Origin of the sequence: Dietzia sp. IN118, from assembly GCF_032905965.1 — a bacterium.
Lineage (GTDB): Bacteria > Actinomycetota > Actinomycetes > Mycobacteriales > Mycobacteriaceae > Dietzia > Dietzia kunjamensis.
In genome coordinates this window covers 234,801-252,224 of the sequence record NZ_JAUMSR010000001.1, presented here as the reverse complement: position 1 = coordinate 252,224, position 17,424 = coordinate 234,801, and the positions used below count along the sequence as shown (strand labels likewise).

Sequence of the window (17,424 nt, the reverse complement as noted above, 5' to 3'; positions counted from 1 at the left end):
CCCGCCCCTCGAGCGAGGGGCGGGCTGCCGCGGAGATCACCGGGCGATGAACCCGGCGCTCGAAAGGATCAGACCGACTCGGGAGTGCCCGCCGGAGCGGTCGGACGGGGAACACTGATGGTCGAACCGGTGGCGGTCCACACCAGCGACCAGAAGATGTCGATGACCGGCTGGATGGCCTGCAGGAAGATGTCGTTGGCGTTGCTCATGATGTGTCCCCTCGTATTTACTGCTGCGTACTGAGTCGTACTGCGGTATCGGGCGTTCTGTCTGTACCCCACGTAACGCCATCTATGTCGTCACGAACCCGCTCGACGTTACACAACCGTGATGTCCGGCGTGACATCGTCGAACTCCCGCGCAGGCCACACACGCTTCGGCGCCGGAAAAGAGTCCTCGGCCACACCACGACTGGGCGGTGATCGATCAGCTCACCGCACACCGAAATTGTGACCCACGCAACCGAACGTACCTACGCGACCGTAAGTTACGGTACCGTAGCTTCATGGCCATCACCGACATCCCGGAATTCGCGCACCTCTCCGAGTCCGACATCGAAGCCCTCGGCGCGGAGCTCGAGCAGATCCGTCAGGACATCATCGGCTCCCTCGGCGAGCGAGATGCCGCGTACATCCACAATACGATCCGTTTCCAGCGGGGACTCGAGATCGCGGCCCGTGCACTGCTCCTCGTGGGCTCGCGTAACCGCACGGCCTGGGCGATCGGCGCAGGCACCCTCGGTGTCGCCAAGATCGTCGAGAACATGGAACTCGGCCACAACATCATGCACGGGCAGTGGGACTGGATGAACGACCCCGAGATCCACTCCACCACCTGGGAGTGGGACATCGTGGGCACCGCCGAGCACTGGAAGCAGACCCACAACTACATCCACCACAAGTACACCAATATCGTCGGCCTGGACGACGACGTGGGGTACGGCGTTCTCCGGGTGACCCGCGACCAGCGTTGGCACCCCTTCTACTACGGGAACATCGCCTACAACGCGGCCCTCGCGCTGCTGTTCCAATGGGGCGTGGGGATCCAGCACCTCGAGCTGGGCAAGGTCGCCAAGGGTCGTGACGACCGTCGCGAGACCATGAACAAGCTCTCGCTGTTCGCCAAGAAGGCCGGCCGTCAGCTCGCCAAGGACTACGTCTTCTATCCGCTGTTGTCCGGCAAGGGGTGGAAGTCCACCGCCACCGCCAACCTGGTGGCCAACGGGATCCGCAACGTCTGGACCAACGCGGTGATCTTCTGTGGCCACTTCCCCGACGGTGCCGAGAAGTTCACCAAGAAGGACGTGGAGAACGAGACGCAGGCAGAGTGGTACCTGCGGCAGATGCTCGGCTCCGCCAACATCACCGGCGGTCCGGTTGTCGACTTCATGTCCGGCAACCTGTCGTACCAGATCGAGCACCACATCTACCCGGACATGTCGTCCAACCGGCTCGCGGAGGCGTCCATCCGGGTACGTGAGGTGTGCCGCAAGTACGACCTGCCCTACGTGGCCGGTCCCCTGCCGGTGCAGTACCTCAAGACCTGGCGCACCATCGCCAAGCTGTCGCTGCCCAACCACATGCTGCGCGACACGACCGATGACGCGCCGGAGACCCACTCCGAGCGGATGTTCGCCGACCTGCCCAAGCCGCTGCCGGCCGTGGAGGGTCAGCGGGCGGGCCTGAAGACCGCGCTGCAGCACCACCGCGCCACGCGGCGGGCCCGCAAGGTCGCCGCCGTGGCCTGACCAGCGGCCGCAGGAGCGACGCCAGGGACGCCCCGGCACCGGAGACCGGTGCCGGGGCGTCCGTGATTCCGACGCCGACGGCCCCGTACGGCGATAGGCTGTCGCTCGAGTCGGCGGGACCCGTCGACGTCCGGCACTACACCGGTCGAGCTGAATGTCTGTGGAACACGACGACGGGAGCCCCCATGGAGGACCGGCGCATGCTCATCGCCGATTCCGCGATCGAGGTCGTGGCGAGGGACGGGGTCCGTGCCCTCACCCACCGCGCCGTGGACTCGGAGGCGGGACTGCCGTCGGGCTCCACCTCCTACTACTGCCGCACCCGCGCGCAACTGCTCACCCTCACCGTCGACCGGCTCACCTCGCTACTGAGGGGATTCGTCGAGGTCTCGGGGATCCAGGAACTGGCGTCCTCCGACGCCGACGACGTGCTGGGGATGCTCACGCGCATGGTCGACGGGTTGCTGGCCGACTACCGCAGTGAGCTGGCGGCCAGGTCGGCGTTGATCGTCGAACTCGCCGGCAAGGAGGACACCACGGACCTCGTGGCCGCACTGCTCGATCCGAGCGACCTCGTGGGCGCGCTCGACGCCGCCGGGCTACGCGATCCGGCCACCGCCGCCCTGGACCTGTTGACCGTGTACGAGGGCCTGCTGTGGGAGCGCACGGTCGGCAGGCTGGCCGGCGTCGAGGTCGACCACAAGCACGACGCCGAGGTGCTGGGCGCGATGCTCGCCCGCCACGAGCACCGCGGTCCCCGCAACCTCTTCGGCCTCCGCCGCTAGCGCGGGCGACACCCTCGCGGGCGTCACCCGCGCGCGGCACCCGCGGCTAGTCCGAGATCGCCTCGAGCGGGTCGGTCTTGGCGGCCCGGTGCGCGGGCCACAACGACGCGAGGACCCCGACGACCGCCGAGGCCGCCAGCACGACGCCGATGCTGCCCCACGGGATCGTCGTCTCCGTCAGTCCGCTGTCCGCGAGCACGGTGACGAACGCCCAGCCGAGGTAGACGCCCACCGCCGCGCCGATCAACGCGCCGAACACGGCGATCTGCGTGGACTCGAGGTTGATCGTGCGGCGGACCTGCGAGCGCTGCATGCCCACCGCGCGGAGCATCCCGATCTCGGTGCGACACTCGATCACCGACAGGGCGAGGGTGTTGACGATGCCCAGGACCGCGATGACCAGGGCCAGCCCCAGCAGCGCGTAGATGATCGTCAACAGCTGGTCGATCCCGCCGGTCTGGGTGTCGATGTACTGCTGCTTGCTCTGGACCATCGCGATCGGGATGTCGGTGAGCTCGTCGGTCACCGCCGCGAGGACCTCGTCCTCGCTCACCCCGTCATCCGCCGCGACGAGCACGGTGAAGGTCGACCGCAGGTTCTCCGGCACCAGGCGTTCGTAGACGTCCATCCCGGTGTAGAACTGCCCGAGGATCTGGGAGTCCTCGTAGATCCCGGTGACCCGGAGGGTGCTCTCACTGCCGTCGGGCGCGACGAGCGGCACGGAGGCGCCCATCGTCCACCCCTTGTCCCTGGCGACGGTCCGGGACACGACGAGCGAGTCGGGGCCGGGGTCGAGCGAACCGTCGACCACGGTGGCGTCGATCATCTCGCCGACGGGCCCGCCGGCGGCGGACAGCGCCTGCGGTTCCCCGGCGAGCTCGGCGAACGCGAACGCCAGCCAGGCCACGTCACCGACCTCGTCGACGTCGGCGATCTGCTGCTCGATGCCGCCGGGCAGCGGGGTCGGCGGGCCCTGGGACGCCACGCCCTGGACCACGACGTCGGCGTTGATGTCCTGGTCGATGACGCCGCTGACGCTCTCCTTCGTGGTGGCGCCGAGGGTTCCGAACGCCGCCACCAGGGTCAGTCCCAGCGTGAGCGCGAACGCGGTCGCGGCGGTCCGGCGGGTGTTGCGTCCGGCGTTGGTGGCGGCGAGCTTGCCGACCGCGCCGAACGGTGCGCCGATCACCCTGCCGATGCCACCGGCGATCGGTTTGGCGAGCGCGGGCATCACCAGGAAACTGCCGATGATCAGCGCGGCCGCACCCACACCGACCGTGATCGCACCGTCCCGCGTCGTCTCCTGCCAGGTACCTATCATCGCGAGCATGAGGCCACTCACCACGGCGAACAGGCCGACGGAGGTGCGCCATCCGCCGCCGGCCTCGGTGGTGGCCGAGCCGACTCGCATGCCCTGTACCGGGGCGACGCGTCCGGCGCGTCGGGCGGGCGCCCAGGCGGAGAAGACGGTGACGACGAAGCCCAGCACGAGCGGCGTGATGACCGACATCGGGGTGAGCGAGAGGGCGCCGGACGGGATGCCCAGGTCGAAGGCCTCGAGCGCCACGAAGATCAGCTGGGCCAGGCCGAAGCCCACCACCACGCCGATCCCGGAGCCGACGAGCCCGGTGACGGCGGCCTCCGCCATCACCGACCGGGTGAGCTGCCCGCGGGAGGCGCCGATCGCGCGCAGCAGGGCGAGCTCCCGCAGCCGCTGGGCGACGAGCATGGAGAAGGTGTTGTAGATGATGAACGTGCCGACCAGCAGCGCGATCAGCCCGAACGCGACGAAGAAGTAGTTGATGAAGTCGAGGACGGTCGACAGCTGCTCGGACAGTCGCTCCTTGATCTCCTCGCCGGTCCGGACCTCGTAGTCGGGGAACTCGGCCGCGATGGTGTCGCGGACCTCCTCCTGACTCACGCCCGGTTCCGCGCGGACGGAGACGTTGGAGGCGTTCTCGCCGTCGGTGAACAGGGCGCGGGCGCGTTCCTCGGAGAACCCGACGCCCACGTACCCGCCGATGTCGGTCTCGTTGGCGTAGGCACCCACGACGGTCACGTCGAGGACGCCCTGCCCGGTGGTGTAGACCTCGGCTGTGTCGCCGACGGCCAGGCCGGCGGCGGTGAGCACGGTCTCGGGGAGGACGACCTCGTCGTCGGCGGCGGGGGCGCGGCCGTCCGTGATCCGGCTGCTCTCGCCGACCGCGTCGTCGGGATCGATCCAGGCCAGGCCCTCGGACGGCGCGCCGCCGGACTGGTACGGGGTGCCGTCGGCGTTGAACAGCACCACGGTGCCGGACACGCCGGGCATGGCCGCCTGGACGCCCGGCAGCTCGAGCACCTGCTCGGCCACCTCGAACGGCACACCGGCCCCGCGGGGGTCCTCGGGTTCGATCATCGCGGCGAGGTCCGCGGTGCCCTGGTCGAGCAGCCCGTCGAAGGTGCTCTTGAGGGTGGAGGTGAAGACCAGCGAACCGGTGACGAACGCGGTGCCCAGGACCACCGCCAGCACGGACAGCACCAGGCGGAGTTTGTGGGCGGCGATGTTGCGCAGCGACACGCGCAGCATCGGGCGCGTGTGGCGCGGGGCGTGGGCGGACTCGTGTCGCCCCCCGCCGGCGGGTCCGGCGTGCCCGGAGGCGTGCCTGGCCGCCATCACCGCTCCTCGAGGGCGCCCATGGCCGCCAGGATCTCGTCGGCGGTGGGGTGGGTGAGCTCGCGGACGACACGGCCGTCGGCGAGCAGCAGGACGCGGTCGGCGTAGGTGGCGGCGCGGGGGTCGTGGGTGACGATCACGACGGTCTGACCGAAATCGTCGGCGGCGCTGCGCAGGATGGCCAGCACCTCGGCCGAGGAGGTGGAGTCGAGGTTGCCGGTGGGCTCGTCACCGAACAGGATGTCCGGGCGGCCGACCAGGGCGCGGGCGCACGCCACGCGCTGCTGCTGGCCGCCGGACAGCTCGGACGGCCGGTGCGAGAGCCGGTCGGCGATCCCCAGACGGCCGATCACCTCGTCGAACCAGGCCCGGTCGATGCCGTGGCCGGCGATGTCCTGGGGCAGGGTGATGTTCTCCTCGGCCGTCAGGGTCGGGACGAGGTTGAAGGACTGGAACACGAATCCGATGCGGTCGCGTCGCAGCGCCGTCAGTTCCTTGTCCGCCAGCCCCACGATCTCGGTATCGCCGATCCGCACCGACCCGGAGGTCGGCCGGTCCAGTCCCGCCATGCAGTGCATGAGGGTCGACTTGCCCGAGCCGGAGGGGCCCATGATCGCCGTGAACCGCCCCCGTTCGAAGGTCGCGCTGACGTGGTCGAGTGCACGGACCTCGGTCTCGCCCTCCCCGTAGGTCATGACGAGGTCGGTGGCGACGGCGGCCGCGGAGTGCGGCTCGCCGTCGTGCTGGTGGGTCTCGGCCTGGGTGGTCATGTGCTCCCTCGGATCATGGTGGTCGACCTAAAGCTTGCAGGAATTCGGAGCGGAAGCCGATGGGGGATTGCCCGGATGTCCACCCTGATCCTGCTCGCGGGTCCAGGCGTCGAGGGTCCGCCGGGTGGCGAACTCGCGTTTCTCGCCCGAGACGGGGTCGGTGAAGGCGATCGACTCGGCCAGCAACTGCAGTGGTGTCGAGAAGTCGCCGGGGGCCACGTCGAGCACACGGGGGTAGAGGTCGTCGCCGAGGATCGGGGTCCCGAGCGCGTTCATGTGCACACGCAGCTGGTGGGTGCGGCCGGTGGTGGGTTCGAGCCGGTAGAGCCCGATCCGCCCGGCCCCGTCCCCACGGGTGCCCAGGAGGGTGATGCGGGTGTGGGCGTCGGGCTCGCCGTCGACCTCGGCCGCCTGCAGGACGCCGCGGGTCTTGACGATCCGGCTGGACCGCTGCCGTTCGGCGGGAACCCCGTCGGGGGCGGTCGCGACCGCCAGGTAGGTCTTGGTGACCCGGCGGGCGGCGAAGAGTTCCTGGTAGGCGCCGCGGTGCACGGGATCGACGGTGAAGACCAGGACGCCGGCGGTGAGCCGGTCGAGGCGGTGGGCGGGCGCGAGGTCGTCCAGCGCGAGATCGCGCCGGAGCCGGACGAGTGCGGTCTCGGTGACGTGCCCCGCGCGGGGGGTCGTGGCGAGGTAGTGGGGTTTGTCGACGACGACGAGGCGGTCGTCCGCGTGCAGGACCTCGACCTCAAACGGGACCGGGATCTCCGGCTCCGGCGTCCGGTACATCCACACGTCCATCCCCCGGTGCCGCCGGGTGGCGGCGGTGACCGGTGCCCCGTCGGCGGTGACGACCTGCCCCGCCTCGAGGGCCGCGGTGAGCTCGGCGAGCCGATCGGGGAAGCGTCGGCGCAACTCCTCGGGGATACTGCGAGGCCCCTGTCCGGGGTCGGCCAGCCGGATCCGGACCGGGTCGACACCGTTCCGCAACGGGAGGGGCCGCCCACGGCGTCTCGAGCTGGACACGTCCACGAGCCTAGTCGGTGGGCTACACTCACTCGAGCACCATCTATCCCTTGCACCACTCTGAACACTCGGGAGCGCCCATGATCGACGTCGTCGTCGACTTCTTCCTCTTCGGCCCGGGCCGTGTCGTCCTCCCGGCGTTCCAGGGGAGTTTCAACATGGCCTACCCGGCCAACGCCCCGTTCCCGGACCAGCTCTAGACGGCCCACTCCCAAACCGCGATCCGGTGTCGTATCCCGGCGGTAGGGTCGGGGCCATGGCTTCCCTCGAGAACACCGTCGTCGTCGGCGTCGACGGCTCCGCCGCCTCCACCGGTGCAGTCGCGTACGCCGCCAACACCGCCGCCACCCGCCGCATCCCGCTGCTCCTCGTGACCAGCTACACGATGCCGGCCGCGATGTTCGCCGAGGGGATGATCCCTCCGCAGCCCGTCTACGACGAGCTGGAGCGGGAGTGCACGCCCATCATCGAGAAGGCCCGTGAGACCGCGGCCAAGGCGGCGCCCGGCATCGAGGTGTCGCACGCGATCGTCGAGGGCAACCCCGCGCAGGTGCTCATCGACTACTCGCGCAAGGCCAAGCTCATCGTCCTGGGTTCCCGCGGCCTGGGCGGGATCAAGGGCATGGTGCTCGGCTCGGTGTCGGCGGCGGTGGCCAGCCACGCGTTCTGCCCGGTCGTGGTGACCCGGGAGGACACGGACGACCTGAACCGCAGCGGCCCGGTCGTCGTGGGGATCGACGGCTCCGAGGTCAGCGCCAAGGCCACCGAGTGGGCGTTCGCCGAGGCCTCCGCGCGGTCCGCCCCCCTCGTCGCCGTGCACACCTGGATGGATCCGCAGGTGCAGGCCGCGGCGGCCGGCATCTCCCTCACAGAGGATGACTGGAAGGAACTCGAAGAGCAGCAGCTCCAGACGCTGTCGGAGCGGCTGGCGGGATTCTCGGACCGGTACCCCGACGTCGAGGTGCAGCGGTTCGTCACGCGCGATCGCGCGGTCCGGGCACTCGTCGAGCAGGCCGAGAACGCCCAGCTCGTCGTCGTCGGCTCCCACGGGCGGGGCGGGTTCACGGGCATGGTCCTCGGCTCCACCTCCCGGGCGCTCCTGCAGGCGGCCCCGTGCCCGGTGATGGTCGTCCGCCCGGAATCGCACTCATGAGCAGCGAGGACAACGTTCAGGTTCGGCGTGACACCGCCGCCGGGCGATTCGAGATCCTCGTGGACGACGTGGTGGCGGGTTTCGCCGACTATTCCGACGGCACGGACGGCGTCCGGGAGTTCCCCCACACGGTGGTCGCGTCCGAATTCGGTGGGCGCGGTCTCGCCGGGACGCTGGTCGGTGAGGCGCTGCAGGTGACCCGGGAGGAGGGACTGCGGGTGCGTCCGTCGTGTTCGTTCGTCGCGGGATACATCCAGAAGCACCCGGAGTCCGCGGAGATCGCCTGAGGCCGCGGGCGGGTGGCCCGGCGGACACGGACCGGTAACGAGTGAGCGACGTTTAACGCCACCGTGCGCCCTACCGGAAGCTTTCGTGTCGGTGTCGTGTTCTCCTGAGAGAGCGGCCCGTTCCGGGCCGAGTACGACTCTCGGGAAAGGACAACCACAATGTTGTGGAGCATCATCTCCTGGATCATCGTCGGTGGCCTCGCTGGCTGGATCGCCTCCATGATCATGGGCAAGAACGCACAGATGGGCCTCGTCGCCAACGTTCTCGCCGGCGTGATCGGCGCCTTCATCGTCGGCCTCCTCGTCTCGCTCGTCACCGGTGGCGGTGGCATGCCGGAGGCATTCTCCATCTGGGGCTTCGTCGCCGCGATCATCGGCGCGATCCTCGTCATCTTCATCGTCTCCGCCGTCAAGGGGCGCGGACGCACCAGGGTCTGACCCGGGCGCGAGACGCCAGAGACACCGCAGCAACCAGACGGCCCGGCCCCGACGAGGGCCGGGCCGTTCGTGTACACCATCCCGAGTAGAAGGAGCCCGTCATGGGACTGTTCGACAAGGCCAAGGACCTCGCCCGCAAGAACCCGGGCAAGGTGGAGTCGGCGCTTGAGAAGGCGGGCGACGCGTTCGACAAGCGCACCGGCGGCAAGCACGCCCAGCACGTCGACACCGCCCAGCAGAAGGCCGGCGAGTTCCTCACCGGACGCACCGCGGACGCGCCCGAGGTCCCGGACGCCCCGGACGGCACGCCGACCCCGGACCCGGATCCGTCGCAGCACAGCCGCCCGCCGGCCGACGGCCGACCCCCGGCCTGACCGTCATCGACCGCACCGTCAGGCGATGGGGCCGGTGTCCGCCGCGCGCGGCACCGGCCCCGTGGTGTCGGCGGTCACTGCCGATAGTGTGTACCCCGTGACGAGCACACGGTCGACCAAGCCCGGGCCGCGGGAGCGGCTCCTGGCGACGGCGACCCGTCTGTTCTCCACCGACGGGATCCGTGCGGTCGGGATCGACCGGATCCTGCGGGAGGCCGGGGTGGCCAAGGCCAGCCTGTACAACACCTACGGGTCCAAGGACGAGCTCGTCGTGGCCTACCTGCGGTCGGTCGCCGAACGGGACCGTGACCTGTGGCGGCGCCGCGCCGACGTCGCCCCGGATGCCCGGGGCCGCATCCTGGCGCTGTTCGACATCGTCCGCGAACAGGTCGAGCCCGCCATGCCCGGGTCCTGCCACCTCGCGGCGGCGATCGAGTTCCCCAGCCCGGCGACGGACGGCGAGCGCGCGATCCGCGCCGCCGTGGCCGATCAGCGGCAGTGGGTCGCCGAGACCCTGCGCTCCGAGCTCGCCGGCATGGGCCTCGAGGACCCGGACAACATCACCGACCTGGCCGACCGGTTGGCGCTCCTCCACGACGGCTCGGTGACCGCCGCGATGCTCGGTGAGGTCCGGACCACCGCGATGACCGCCCGCAGCATGGCCGAGCTCATCCTGGGGATGGTCACCGACCCGACGTGATCCCCACTGCACGTGATCCCCATTGCACGTGATCCCCGCGCGGCGGGTCAGCCGGCCACCCGCGGTGCGGTGAGCTCGGCAATCCGCTGGGCCGTCGTCGGGTCGTCCTGCGTGGACTGCACGGCCAGCACCCGGGCGTCGCGGGACAGGACCACCAGCGCACCGCCCAGGCCCACCGTACGGCCGCCGCTCCAGCCTCCCTCCGCCTGCGAGGGTTCGGCCTCGTCGGAGGGCGCCGACTCCTCCACCAGCTCCGCCGCCCGCTCCGGGGACGCGACCGAATACACGGTGGTCGTGAGCTGCACCTCGCCGCTCGGGTCGTAGAAGAAGCAGGCCGCGGGCTCCACGCCGTCGTCGATCCGCACATCGGTGACCGGCTGGCCGCTGAGTCGTGTGACCTCGTCGGCGGACAGGTACGGGCACTCGGCATCCGCGACCGGTTCGACCGGCGGCAGTTCCGGCTCGGTCGTCTCGGGAGGGGCGGTCCGGATGGTGCCCATCTCCGGGGCCGGCTCGGAGCCGCCGCACCCGGCGAGGGCACCGAGCAGGATCGCGGACACCGCGACGAGGGCTGGGGAGGCGGGTGTGCGCATACCGCCAGGATAGATGCCGGGTCGGTCAGTACTGTTGACCGTGGCGGTGCAGCTGACCGCCGACACGGCGACGGCACCGGGAGGTGGCAGATGAGCGACTCCACGAGCATCGCTGCGGGCGCCGACCGCGCGGAGGACCGCCGCCGCGACCTGCGCGGTGCGATCTCCGCCGCCGCGGTCGATCTGGTCATCGAGCGGGGACTCGACGCGGTGACGGTCGACGAGATCGCCCGAGCCGCCAACGTGTCGCGGCGGACGTTCTTCAACTACTTCCCGTCCAAGGCCGCCGCGTGCATCCCCGACACGCCCCCCGCCGGTCGTGACGCGGTGAGGGAATTCCTCACCGACCGCAGCGTGTCCACCATGACCGCCCTCTCACGGCTCATGTGGCACCAGGTGTCCAATGCACGGCGACAGAGCCGGGCCTTCGACCGATTCCACGACATGTGGCGCAGGGAGGCGAGCGTCCGGACCCAGGTCTACGAGATCCTGGCGTGCAACGAGAAGGAGCTGGCGGCCCTGGTGGCGCGCCGGGAGGGGCGGGAACCGGACTCGGTGGAGGCCGCGACGATGGCGGCCGCGTCGATCGCGATCCTCCGCATCGCCGTAGAACGGTGGCGCACCGACGAGCCGGGTTCCCTGCTCGAGTACCGCATCCGGGAATCGTTCGATGCGATCCGAGGCTCGGTGACCGAGCCGACCGACGTCGCCAGAGGCCCGGCTGCCCCCGACGGCGCCGTGCCTGGTTAGAAAGCGCCGCCGAGCGTCCGGACCAAGCGGTCGCCCATGCGTTGGTAGGCGCGCGCCTCGCGGCCCGCGGCACCGGGCAGCACCGAGAAGGTGCGCGGCCGCCACACCGTCCGGACGGTGACGGTGACCTCGCCCGTCCCGGGGTGCAGGTCGATGTGGCAGCGGTGCTCGGCCACCGCGGTGTTGCCCTCGAGGGTGCCGACGACGACGCCCTGCCGGAGCGACTCGTCGATCAGGTCGACAAGTCGGCAGGGGCCACGCATCGGCCCGTCGAGCACGACGAGGTCCGATGCCAGGGGCGGATCCGCCGGGGCCGTCCTGATCCCCGCACGGGCGTGGGCGGCCAGACTCAGCAGATCGTCCGCGGCCCCGTCGAACAGGGCGACGCCCTCGCCGAGCACGGCGTGGGCGATGACCTCCCTCCACCCCCCGGGAGGTCTCCCGTGTTCGTGCAGGTCCGAACGCCGGTAGCCGAGTGCGGGCCCCGGCAGCGGCTGCGCGTCCCGCCCGCGTCTCGCTTCCACACCCGGCAGTGTCGCCGAGCGAGATGAGCGGGCCGCGCACGCGCGGTGAACGCCGGACGTCGGGGTCATGGCCGTGGGGCCGACCCGTAGGATCGGGCCATGCGATCGCAGCGACCCCGTCCGGCGCGCGGACGCCGTCTCGCCGGAGGGTTCGTCGCCCTGGCGGCCACGGTGACTGTCGCCGGATGCACTGCCACCGGCCCCGGTTCGGGTGACGCGGGCCCGCCGAGACTCACCCCGAATCCCCGGCACGACGTCGCCGCCGAGATGGTCGAGGGTCGGCCCGCGCCCGAGGAACGACTCAACGCCTGCGAGCTCCTCGACCTGACCACCGAGGAGATCATCGACCTCACCGGTGCCGACATGCCGGAGGTCGCCCCGACCGGTTCCGGCGACCTGGGGCTGCTGTGCACCTACGGCGGCCCGGGGTCACCCGAGAGGTACCAAGCCGGACTGGCGGGCACCAGCACGACCGACGCCGACGCGGCGGGCACCGACGCCGACGCCGCCGAGGTCTCGGATACGGAGTCGGCGGACACGGAGGGCGCGGCGGACACGGCGGGCGCCGCGGGCGCTGCAGGCGAGGCGGAGGCCACGACCGACGCGCCGACAGCCGACGCCACGACCGACGAGTCGGCGACGACCTCGGCGACCACGGTGACGACCACCCCGCCGGCCTTCGATCCGGACGTCGTCCCCGACACCGTCGCCGCCGGGGTCGTCACCCCCCGCGACGGTGCCCAGGCCGCGCTCGCGGGTCAGGCCGCACTGCTGGGCGCCAGGTACGCCTGCTCGGAGATCCGCGAAGCGGGCGCCGCGGAGGCCGGCCTGACGGCCCCGGGCGAGCCCGGGGCACCCGCCGCGGTCGGCCCACGGCCCGCCACGATGTACATCGACTGCGTGGCAGCACCCACCGGCGGCGGCGTCGAGGTGCACACGATCCTGGTCTCCGGCGACGAACTGTGGCACATCACCATGCTCAGGCCCGAGACGCCCAGATCACCGCAGACCGAGGCGGTCGCGCTGGCCGGGCTGCACCGCGTGGCACGGGAGATCGTCGGCTAGAAGTGGGCTGAAATGACGGGAACGGCGCCGGAGCCCCTCAGCATCCGACGCCGTCCCTCCATCTGGCAGATCGCGTACGATCCGGCCTCCACGCTGCCTCTCGGCTGCGGGTCGGCACCCCCCAGGTGCCCCGGTCGGGAAGACCGGCCCCTCGTTACGTGAAGTCGCAGCCCCTCAGCAACCACTTCACTTCGCCACCCACCCCTCGGCGGTGACTGAGATGACCCTATGTTGCACCTGCTGTTCGGTCAAGCCCATGATCAGGCGATTCTCCGTTGACTTCCGCTCAACTACGGCCCCCGCATGGATCTACCAGCAGTTCTCCCCGCGGCGATACCAACGAACGGTGGAAAGGTGCCCGGCCGGGTCGGTGCGCGTCCCCCGCGGAGCGGGCACCCACCGTGATCCCCGCCCGACCTCGGAGATGTACAGGCCGGGCACCTGATATGTACTGTTACTGATGTTACTTATGTGACGCGTGGGGTTGGCTGTCCGCCCTCACGCGACCCCCGCTGTCGCCGCCCGCCGCGGTGCCCGCTTCCGAGGAGAACGATGTCTCGCCGCACCCGGTCCTTCGCAACGCTTCTGGCCACGGCCTGCCTCGTCGTCGTCGGCCTCTCCCCCGCCGCCTCCGCGCAGTCACTCCTCGGTCCCACCGGATCCACCGGCTCGGTCGGCGCGCTCGGACTCGAGTCCGCACCACTGCCCGCGGTCGGCGGATCGACCGGCGTGCTCACCATGCCCGTCCCCGCCGTGGGACGGACCACGGCGGAAACCGGGGTGGCCTCCGTCTATCCCACCTCGGGCGAGACGGTGGGCGTCGCGCAACCGGTGATGATCCGGTTCGACCAGCCCGTCGCCGACCGTGCCCGCGCCGAGGCGTCGGTGGGAATCCGCACGGCGCCCGCCGTGGACGGCAAGTTCTACTGGGTCGGCGACTCGGAACTGCGCTGGCGACCACACGAGTTCTGGCCCGCGGGCACCTCCGTCACCGTGTGGGCCGGAGGGCGTGAGACCGTCTTCCGCACCGGCGACGCGGTGATCTCGACCTATGACGACGCCACCCACACCGTCACCGTCACCCGCAACGGCCAGGTGGTGCGCACCATGAAGGCTTCCGCCGGCCGCGACGCCTACGCCACCCACAACGGCGTCTACTACAACGGCTGGCGGGCCCGCGAGGTGCGCATGGACTCGGAGACCTGGGGACTGTCCCGGACCGCCGGCGGGTACGACACGATCGTGGAGAACGGCGTGCGGCTGAGCTACGACGGCATCTTCATCCACTCGGCGCCGTGGTCGGTCGCCGACCAGGGTGTCCGGAATGTCTCGCACGGCTGCATCAACGTCAGCCCCGAGGACGCGGCCTGGTACTTCGACAACACCCGCAATGGCGACCCGTTCATCGTCACCGGCGGCCCCGGCCGACCGTTCGGCGCGTTCGACGGTCAGGGCGACTGGAACTACTGACCGCGGGCGGCCGCGGGCCGCCGCTCCGAAACACTTCGGTTGTGACGCACGATATATCCGGGTAGAAGTCTGTCGTAACGCTTAGAGAATCCCTCGCCGTCCTCAGGAGCCCCTCACATGACCCGTTCCTCCCGCCCCTCGGTGGCCGCCGCGGTCCTCGCCGCGATCGCGCTCCTCATGGGGGTGTCGGTCGGCGCGGGCACCGCCCCGACCGCCGAGGCCCAGTCCGTCATGCCGCTGAGCCCTCCCGGGGTGCCGCAGCTCGAGAACGCGCCCCTGTACACGCCGGCCATCCCGGGCGTCGCCGCGATGCCCGTACTGACCTACCCGGTCATCGGGCCCGCGCGGCCGACACCCGAGTACGGCAACGTCGACATCTTCCCCACCCCGAACGAGATCGTGGGCGTGGCACAGCCGGTCATGTTCTTCTTCGACCGCCCCATCCGCGACCGGGCGCGGGCCGAGGCCACGATCGGCATCCGCACCGAGCCGGCGGTCCCGGGCAAGTTCTACTGGGTGAACGACCGCGAGGTGCGCTGGCGGCCCCACGAGTTCTGGCCGGTCAACACCTCCGTGACCGTGTGGGCCGGTGGCAAGCGTCAGCAGTCGTTCCGGACCGGCGACGCCGTGATCGCCGTGTTCGACGACCGCACCAAGCTCGTCACCGTCACCCGCAACGGCCAGCACATCCGCACCATGCGAGCCTCCGCCGGACGGCCCGGCTGGGAGACCTACAACGGCACCTACTACACCGGCCAGCGCGGCCGTGAGGTCCGCATGAACTCGGAGACGTTCGGTCTGCGCATCGAGGACGGCGGGTACAACTCGATCATCAACGACGCCGTCCGGCTCTCCTACGACGGCATCTACATCCACTCCGCACCGTGGTCGGTCGCCGACCAGGGTGTCCGCAACGTCTCCCACGGCTGCATCAACGTCAGCCCCGCCGACGCCCGCTGGTACTACGACACCAGCCGCAACGGCGACCCGTTCATCGTCAAGAACGGGCCCGGCCGCCCGTTCGGCGCGTTCGACGGCCAGGGCGACTGGAACTACTGACGCCCGCTCGCCGGCGGCCCGGCCGTCCGGAATGAGAAGCGTGGGGACATCATGCTTTTCAACACCTGTACCGGTTAGACCTCGCCGGGCCACCGGCGGTCAATCGTCCGGAAAGGACCCGTTCACCTCTCCCGGCCAGGCTGCACAGCGTGCAGACTCTGTCCTCCCCGGTCGACGGGCACCCGGCGACCGCTCCCCCTGACCTCGCCGAGCGCGGCCCGGCCCGGCGCCGGGCCCGGGCGGGCGGACTGTTCCGCGAGAAGGCGCTCTTCGTCGCTCTGGTGTTGCCCAACCTGGCACTGCTCGGCGTGTTCACCTACCGGCCGTTGCTGGACAACTTCCGGCTGAGCTTCTTCGACTGGAACATCTCCTCCCCCACCTCGACGTTCGTGGGAGCCGCCAACTATGTCGAGTGGTTCGGGCGGGACGACAGCTGGCTGATCCTGCGAAACACCGGCGTGTTCACCGTCTCGGCCGTCGTGGGGTCCATGGTGCTCGGGCTGGCCCTGGCCCTGCTGCTCGACCAGCAGCTCATCGGTCGCGGCATCGTGCGCTCGGCGGTGTTCGCGCCGTTCGTCATCGCCGGGGCTGCCATCGGCGTGGCGTTCCAGTTCATCTTCGATCCCCGGTTCGGCATGGTCTCGGCACTGCTCACAATGGTCGGACTCCCGGTGCCGGACTTCTACCAGGACCCCGACTGGGCGCTGGCGATGATCACCATCACCTACATCTGGAAGAACCTGGGCTACTCGTTCGTCATCTATCTGGCGGCGCTCCAAGCCAAACCCGCAGAGCTCTACGAGGCCGCCGAGATCGACGGCGCCGGCCGGTGGACCACCTTCCGCTCGGTGACACTGCCCATGCTGCGCCCCACGACGTTCTTCTTGTCGATCACCGTGATGCTCAACTCGCTCCAGGTCTTCGACATCATCTACGTGATGACCCGCGGTGGGCCCCAGGGCAACGCCACCACGACCATGGTCTTCCAGGTCTATCAGGAGACCTTCCAGAACTTCCGGGCCGGCTACGGAGCCACGGTCGCGACGATCATGTTCCTCATCCTGCTGGTCATCACCTACCTACAGGTCCGCGTCATGGACAGGAACGCCCGATGAGCACTATCCGCGCAGGCTCCACGCCGACCATGATCATCGGGTACGCGGTGATGATCCTCGTCCTGCTGGTCATCGGCCTCCCGCTGTTCTGGGTGGTCGTCACCTCCCTCAAACCGGACAACCAGGTCTACGTCCAGCCGCCGGTGTGGTGGCCTTCCCCGCTGACCGGTGACGCGTACCCGCAGGTGCTCTCCGAGGTCCCGTTTCTCCGGTACTTCACCAACTCGGTGGTCATCACCGGCCTGCTCAGCATCGTGAAGATCACGTTGGGGGTCCTCAGCGCCTACGCGTTCGTCTTCCTTCGCTTCCCAGGCCGGTCCGTCCTGTTCATGGTCGTGCTCGCGGCCCTGATGGTGCCCAACCAGATCACGGTGATCTCCAACTACGCACTGGTGGCGCAGCTCGGGTGGATCAACACCTTCCAGGGCATCATCATCCCGCTGGCGGGGGTCGCGTTCGGCACCTTCCTCATGCGCAACCACTTCCTGACCCTGCCGTACGAGATCATCGAGGCCGCGCGCATGGACGGGTGCGGGCACCTCAAGCTGCTGTTCCGGGTCGTACTGCCGATGAGTTGGCCCACCCTGGTCGCCTTCGCGCTCATCACCGTGGTCAACGAGTGGAACGAGTACCTCTGGCCATTCCTCATCGCCTCCGACGACCGCGTCGCCCCGCTCCAGGTCGGGCTGGCCCGCCTCGTCAACACCGACGGCGGTTACACCGACTGGCCGATGGTCATGGCCGCCACGGTGCTCACCATCACCCCGATCCTCGTCGTGTTCCTCATCCTCCAGCGCCACATGATCAAGGGCCTGACCTCCGGCGCGGTGAAGGGATGACCCACTCCGCGCGATCCCACCTCCAATCCCGTCGGGCCGAACCGGTCCGGCAGCAACGAAAGGTCCGACACGA

At 70.1% G+C, this 17,424-nt stretch carries 19 protein-coding genes; 13 read left to right on the top strand and 6 right to left on the bottom strand.

Features of this window, described 5'->3' with window-relative positions; all coding sequences use genetic code 11:
* Nucleotides 1–68 precede the first annotated feature (68 nt).
* Nucleotides 69–209 carry a hypothetical protein gene (locus Q2K20_RS01290; protein WP_167492364.1) on the bottom strand — a complete coding sequence of 47 codons (141 nt, stop codon included), beginning with the start codon at nucleotides 207–209 and terminating at the stop codon, nucleotides 69–71.
* 296 nt (nucleotides 210–505) lie between these two features.
* Between Q2K20_RS01290 and Q2K20_RS01285 the strand changes: the two genes are divergently transcribed.
* The gene (locus Q2K20_RS01285; protein ID WP_132062382.1) at nucleotides 506–1,747 is read left to right on the top strand and encodes a fatty acid desaturase family protein; all 1,242 of its coding nucleotides are present in this window, start codon (nucleotides 506–508) and stop codon (nucleotides 1,745–1,747) included.
* Between the two features lie 185 nt (nucleotides 1,748–1,932).
* Nucleotides 1,933–2,532, top strand: a complete 600-nt coding sequence (locus tag Q2K20_RS01280) for a transcriptional regulator (RefSeq protein ID WP_313315021.1) — start codon at nucleotides 1,933–1,935, stop codon at nucleotides 2,530–2,532.
* A 46-nt stretch (nucleotides 2,533–2,578) separates the two neighbouring features.
* Here Q2K20_RS01280 and Q2K20_RS01275 read toward each other — a convergent pair whose 3' ends face one another.
* From Q2K20_RS01275 to Q2K20_RS01265, 3 genes are read right to left on the bottom strand one after another with little or no spacing between them, the layout of a single operon-like run.
* Complete coding sequence (locus Q2K20_RS01275; RefSeq protein ID WP_317176540.1) at nucleotides 2,579–5,188, bottom strand: ABC transporter permease; 2,610 nt, start codon at nucleotides 5,186–5,188, stop codon at nucleotides 2,579–2,581.
* On the bottom strand, nucleotides 5,188–5,958 hold the full coding sequence (locus tag Q2K20_RS01270) for an ABC transporter ATP-binding protein (protein WP_119193069.1): 771 nt from the start codon (nucleotides 5,956–5,958) through the stop codon (nucleotides 5,188–5,190). The genes Q2K20_RS01275 and Q2K20_RS01270 overlap by 1 nt, the downstream gene beginning before the upstream one ends.
* Nucleotides 5,959–5,985: 27 nt before the next feature.
* The gene (locus Q2K20_RS01265) at nucleotides 5,986–6,984 is read right to left on the bottom strand and encodes a pseudouridine synthase (RefSeq protein ID WP_313315018.1); all 999 of its coding nucleotides are present in this window, start codon (nucleotides 6,982–6,984) and stop codon (nucleotides 5,986–5,988) included.
* Between the two features lie 256 nt (nucleotides 6,985–7,240).
* Here Q2K20_RS01265 and Q2K20_RS01260 point away from each other — a divergent pair, with 256 nt between their 5' ends.
* The 5 genes from Q2K20_RS01260 (at nucleotide 7,241) to Q2K20_RS01240 (ending at nucleotide 9,936) form a co-directional block, all read left to right on the top strand.
* Nucleotides 7,241–8,137, top strand: a complete 897-nt coding sequence (locus Q2K20_RS01260; protein WP_119193070.1) for a universal stress protein — start codon at nucleotides 7,241–7,243, stop codon at nucleotides 8,135–8,137.
* Complete coding sequence (locus Q2K20_RS01255; RefSeq protein WP_096906670.1) at nucleotides 8,134–8,424, top strand: GNAT family N-acetyltransferase; 291 nt, start codon at nucleotides 8,134–8,136, stop codon at nucleotides 8,422–8,424. The genes Q2K20_RS01260 and Q2K20_RS01255 overlap by 4 nt, the downstream gene beginning before the upstream one ends.
* Nucleotides 8,425–8,583: 159 nt before the next feature.
* Nucleotides 8,584–8,862, top strand: coding sequence for a GlsB/YeaQ/YmgE family stress response membrane protein (locus Q2K20_RS01250; protein WP_067717194.1), 279 nt, complete (start codon nucleotides 8,584–8,586; stop codon nucleotides 8,860–8,862).
* Between the two features lie 101 nt (nucleotides 8,863–8,963).
* A complete protein-coding gene (locus Q2K20_RS01245; RefSeq protein ID WP_096906669.1) occupies nucleotides 8,964–9,236 on the top strand; it encodes an antitoxin in 273 nt (90 codons plus the stop codon).
* A gap of 97 nt (nucleotides 9,237–9,333) precedes the next feature.
* Nucleotides 9,334–9,936, top strand: coding sequence for a TetR/AcrR family transcriptional regulator (locus Q2K20_RS01240; protein WP_096907452.1), 603 nt, complete (start codon nucleotides 9,334–9,336; stop codon nucleotides 9,934–9,936).
* A 47-nt stretch (nucleotides 9,937–9,983) separates the two neighbouring features.
* Here the strand turns inward: Q2K20_RS01240 and Q2K20_RS01235 are convergent, their stop codons facing one another.
* Nucleotides 9,984–10,529 (bottom strand): DUF2020 domain-containing protein, encoded by a 546-nt coding sequence (locus Q2K20_RS01235; RefSeq protein ID WP_119193071.1) that lies wholly within the window; start codon nucleotides 10,527–10,529, stop codon nucleotides 9,984–9,986.
* Nucleotides 10,530–10,619: 90 nt separating this feature from the next.
* On the opposite strand from Q2K20_RS01235, the gene Q2K20_RS01230 reads away from it, so the two are divergent.
* On the top strand, nucleotides 10,620–11,279 hold the full coding sequence (locus tag Q2K20_RS01230) for a TetR family transcriptional regulator (protein WP_119193072.1): 660 nt from the start codon (nucleotides 10,620–10,622) through the stop codon (nucleotides 11,277–11,279).
* Here Q2K20_RS01230 and Q2K20_RS01225 read toward each other — a convergent pair.
* Entirely contained in the window at nucleotides 11,276–11,803 is a 528-nt protein-coding gene (locus Q2K20_RS01225; protein WP_206473043.1) for a DUF1990 family protein, read from the bottom strand. The genes Q2K20_RS01230 and Q2K20_RS01225 overlap by 4 nt on opposite strands.
* A 99-nt stretch (nucleotides 11,804–11,902) precedes the next feature.
* Here Q2K20_RS01225 and Q2K20_RS01220 point away from each other — a divergent pair, with 99 nt between their 5' ends.
* From Q2K20_RS01220 to Q2K20_RS01200, 5 genes are all read left to right on the top strand, one after another.
* A complete protein-coding gene (locus tag Q2K20_RS01220; protein WP_163376251.1) occupies nucleotides 11,903–12,868 on the top strand; it encodes a hypothetical protein in 966 nt (321 codons plus the stop codon).
* 552 nt (nucleotides 12,869–13,420) lie between these two features.
* The gene (locus tag Q2K20_RS01215; protein WP_096906664.1) at nucleotides 13,421–14,338 is read left to right on the top strand and encodes an Ig-like domain-containing protein; all 918 of its coding nucleotides are present in this window, start codon (nucleotides 13,421–13,423) and stop codon (nucleotides 14,336–14,338) included.
* 117 nt (nucleotides 14,339–14,455) lie between these two features.
* Nucleotides 14,456–15,397, top strand: coding sequence for an Ig-like domain-containing protein (locus tag Q2K20_RS01210; RefSeq protein ID WP_096906663.1), 942 nt, complete (start codon nucleotides 14,456–14,458; stop codon nucleotides 15,395–15,397).
* Between the two features lie 149 nt (nucleotides 15,398–15,546).
* Entirely contained in the window at nucleotides 15,547–16,512 is a 966-nt protein-coding gene (locus tag Q2K20_RS01205; protein ID WP_371606897.1) for a carbohydrate ABC transporter permease, read from the top strand.
* The gene (locus tag Q2K20_RS01200; RefSeq protein WP_096906662.1) at nucleotides 16,509–17,351 is read left to right on the top strand and encodes a carbohydrate ABC transporter permease; all 843 of its coding nucleotides are present in this window, start codon (nucleotides 16,509–16,511) and stop codon (nucleotides 17,349–17,351) included. Before Q2K20_RS01205 ends, Q2K20_RS01200 begins: the two co-directional genes overlap by 4 nt.
* The last annotated feature ends 73 nt before the right edge of the window (nucleotides 17,352–17,424 follow it).

Bases quoted from the DNA above. Each gene is read 5' to 3' on its own strand.
- Q2K20_RS01230 (WP_119193072.1), top strand. From the start codon at position 10,620: ATGAGCGACTCCACGAGCATCGCTGCGGGCGCCGACCGCGCGGAGGAC.
- Q2K20_RS01245 (WP_096906669.1), top strand. From the start codon at position 8,964: ATGGGACTGTTCGACAAGGCCAAGGACCTCGCCCGCAAGAACCCGGGC.
- Q2K20_RS01220 (WP_163376251.1), top strand. From the start codon at position 11,903: ATGCGATCGCAGCGACCCCGTCCGGCGCGCGGACGCCGTCTCGCCGGA.
- Q2K20_RS01250 (WP_067717194.1), top strand. From the start codon at position 8,584: ATGTTGTGGAGCATCATCTCCTGGATCATCGTCGGTGGCCTCGCTGGC.
- Q2K20_RS01215 (WP_096906664.1), top strand. From the start codon at position 13,421: ATGTCTCGCCGCACCCGGTCCTTCGCAACGCTTCTGGCCACGGCCTGC.
- Q2K20_RS01270 (WP_119193069.1), bottom strand. From the start codon at position 5,958: ATGACCACCCAGGCCGAGACCCACCAGCACGACGGCGAGCCGCACTCC.
- Q2K20_RS01260 (WP_119193070.1), top strand. From the start codon at position 7,241: ATGGCTTCCCTCGAGAACACCGTCGTCGTCGGCGTCGACGGCTCCGCC.
- Q2K20_RS01280 (WP_313315021.1), top strand. From the start codon at position 1,933: ATGGAGGACCGGCGCATGCTCATCGCCGATTCCGCGATCGAGGTCGTG.
- Q2K20_RS01285 (WP_132062382.1), top strand. From the start codon at position 506: ATGGCCATCACCGACATCCCGGAATTCGCGCACCTCTCCGAGTCCGAC.
- Q2K20_RS01210 (WP_096906663.1), top strand. From the start codon at position 14,456: ATGACCCGTTCCTCCCGCCCCTCGGTGGCCGCCGCGGTCCTCGCCGCG.
- Q2K20_RS01255 (WP_096906670.1), top strand. From the start codon at position 8,134: ATGAGCAGCGAGGACAACGTTCAGGTTCGGCGTGACACCGCCGCCGGG.
- Q2K20_RS01290 (WP_167492364.1), bottom strand. From the start codon at position 209: ATGAGCAACGCCAACGACATCTTCCTGCAGGCCATCCAGCCGGTCATC.
- Q2K20_RS01275 (WP_317176540.1), bottom strand. From the start codon at position 5,188: ATGGCGGCCAGGCACGCCTCCGGGCACGCCGGACCCGCCGGCGGGGGG.
- Q2K20_RS01200 (WP_096906662.1), top strand. From the start codon at position 16,509: ATGAGCACTATCCGCGCAGGCTCCACGCCGACCATGATCATCGGGTAC.
- Q2K20_RS01235 (WP_119193071.1), bottom strand. From the start codon at position 10,529: ATGCGCACACCCGCCTCCCCAGCCCTCGTCGCGGTGTCCGCGATCCTG.